Source organism: Actinomycetota bacterium, assembly GCA_041658565.1.
In the GTDB taxonomy this organism is placed as follows: domain Bacteria; phylum Actinomycetota; class AC-67; order AC-67; family AC-67; genus JBAZZY01.
The window spans coordinates 1-2,598 of record JBAZZY010000098.1 but is presented as its reverse complement, the minus strand read 5'-3'; the positions used below and the strand labels follow the sequence as shown (position 1 = coordinate 2,598).

General features: G+C 64.6%; 3 protein-coding genes. 2 read left to right on the top strand and 1 reads right to left on the bottom strand.

Going from position 1 to position 2,598, the window contains the following annotated elements; all coding sequences use genetic code 11:
* Positions 1-199: hypothetical protein (locus tag WDA27_15370; protein MFA5892304.1), on the bottom strand; the 199-nt coding region annotated here is incomplete at its 3' end.
* A 10-nt stretch (positions 200-209) separates the two neighbouring features.
* On the opposite strand from WDA27_15370, the gene WDA27_15365 reads away from it, so the two are divergent.
* The gene (locus tag WDA27_15365) at positions 210-2,030 is read left to right on the top strand and encodes a hypothetical protein (GenBank protein MFA5892303.1); all 1,821 of its coding nucleotides are present in this window, start codon (positions 210-212) and stop codon (positions 2,028-2,030) included.
* 17 nt (positions 2,031-2,047) lie between these two features.
* Positions 2,048-2,383: a hypothetical protein gene (locus WDA27_15360; protein ID MFA5892302.1), complete on the top strand. Its 336-nt coding sequence runs from the start codon at positions 2,048-2,050 to the stop codon at positions 2,381-2,383.
* The last annotated feature ends 215 nt before the right edge of the window (positions 2,384-2,598 follow it).

The window sequence follows — 2,598 nt, the reverse complement described above, 5'->3', positions numbered from 1 at the left end:
CCTCCGTCGCCGCCAGGGTAGCGTGCAACTCATTAAATTCGTGCGTGTAGACACTGTGCGACGCCCGGCGAAGGAAGATGGCAAACGTCACGCGACGCAGCTTCGGCAATTGGTTGATCGCGCTGGCCGCCGTCGGCCGGTCGAGCGTCAGCTTGGCGCGCGCCGATCCACCGGCAGCCGCTGAAAGTAGCGCGCCCACTCCGCTTCGCGTGCGCGTCGTCGATACCGTAAAGCAGGATGGGCCTGCAGCACGGGTGAACGTCGATGACTTCAACTTCGTCGGCCAGTACGACATTGGCTGGCTGAAGGAAGGCACGCTCAAGCACGTGCTCGACAACATGGCCGCTTCGCCCCGGGCCTTCGGCGGCGTCCGCTTCTTTCACGCGCTCGACAGCGGCACGCCGGCAAAGACGATCGATGTCGATCCGCTCGCCGGTGGCACCGTATGGCCGCAGGCCGCCACGCCGCCGGATTTCCGCGCCACCTTCAGCGCGCTCGAGGAGCTGACGACGCGGGGCCTGACGCCGTTCGTCGTGCTGAATTTCTTCCCGCGGGCCGTCTCCGCCCACGCGGCCACGCCGCCGGCGTCGTTCGACACCTGGAAGACGCTGATCCGGGCGTTCCTGGATGAGCTTGTTGCCGACCCGCGCTTCGGGACCGCCGTGTACGATTGGTACTTCGAAGTTTGGAACGAGCCGAACGGATGGCCCTTCTGGCGCAGCGCCTACGATCCCACCTACTTCGATCTCTACCGCGCCACGTCGGAAGCGGTGATCGCCTCCGGCCACAACATCCGGCTCGGCGGGCCGGCGATCGTTTACGCGCCGGGGAGCGGGGGCGACATGGCGGCGTTTCTCGGCTTTCTCAACGCCGAACCGCATGTGAAATGCGATTTCATCTCGCTGCATGCCAAGGGCAGCTGGACGACGAACGGCGATCCCGAGTTCGATCGGGCAGTGAGCGCCGTCGTCGAGACCGCTGACCTCGCGCTTAGCATAAACCGCAAACGCTTCGCCAATCTGAAGATCATCAACGACGAGGCCGACATGCGCGTCGGCTTCAACATTCCGTATCTCGCACGCATGGACGAGCGCTTCGCGGCATGGATGTGCGCGCTATTCATTGCCTATGAGACGCTGACGGTTCGCTACGCCAACGTCGGCGTCCGCTTCTCGGCGATGTCGGACAACGCCAATCAACAGCTCGTGCAAACGAGCTTCGATGGGCGCCGTGCGCTCTTCACGCGTGCCTCGGACGCCGCACGCGATCTCATCAAGCTGCCCATCTTCAACTTCTACGAGGTGTTGCGGCTGGCCGGCGACCGCTACGGCGCATGCGCCGGCGGCGCCGAGAGCGTGTATCCCGCCTCGGACCTGTTCCATTCCATCACGGTGGCCGACAGCCACGTGTGCGCGATATTCTCGATCTATCCCCGCACCAGCGCGCAACTGCCTCACGCCCGCGTAGTCGACTACGCCATCGCCGACATCCCCTGGCCGAAGGTGAACGTCGCGTGCTTTCGGATCGATGCGCAGCACTCCAACGCGTATGCGGCGGCCGGAGGCGCAGCGCACCGGGAGCCGTTTCCGAGTGCGGCGGAGGCGCGCGCGATCCGAAAGGCGCAGGAGCTCGGCGTCGCCGCGCCGATCGCCAGCGGCGTCGACCTGGCGGGCGGCGAATTCCGTGACGTCGTGCCAATCGACCCGTACGCAGTCGTCGCCTACTGGATCACGCCGTTTATTCCCGACGGGCCCGCAGATCCGCAATGGACGGATGTCGCCGTCGAGGACGGCAATGTCATCCTTCGCTGGCGTCCCAATACCGAGGCATATTTCTATTCCTACGAGGTGTACCTCGTGAAGCCGGGCGCGCCGGCCGAGCTTCTGAGCCCCGTGCCCCTGCGGTCGGCCATGTGGATCGACACGGCGCCGCCATCCGGATCGCGCACCTATGCCGTCAGGGCGGTTTCCGCCTCAGGCGTCGTGAGCAATTTAGTGATAAGTCCCGCCATTGCGGTTGCGCGCCCGTGATCCATTGGGAGTGAGCGATGCGTATTCGACCTGTGCTTACCGGCACTCTCTGGCTGACCGTGCTCGCGCAGTCGTCCCTAGCGCTGGAGTGCGTGAGTAGCCCGGCAATCGCGACGTGCCTGCAGCTCGGCGGGCCCGGCTACAATATTTTCAATCACCACGGCAGACGGACGCACACGTGGTCGATGAAGATCGAGAATACCTGCGCGTTCGATGTCAGAGGTCGCCTGACCTTCATCAACGGCAACGCCACGGAAATCGTCGTTCAGGGCAGCACCACGAGCTACGAAAGCTGTTCCGACGATTGCAAAGGGGCGTCATCCGTGACGCCCATTTGCGGGTGGAAGCCATGAACGCTCACATTGCAGGTCGACGGCCGCAACCGTCATCCTGCAAGGAGCTTGCAAGTATCTTGCAAATATCAAGTCACCTTCCCGCCCATCGGCATGTTGCGCAGACGCTTGCCCGTCGCGGCAAAAACGGCGTTGGCGAGCGCGGGTGCGAACGGCGGCAGGCCCGGCTCCCCGACGCCGCCGGCGTGTGTGCCCGCAGGCGCCTCGACGATGTG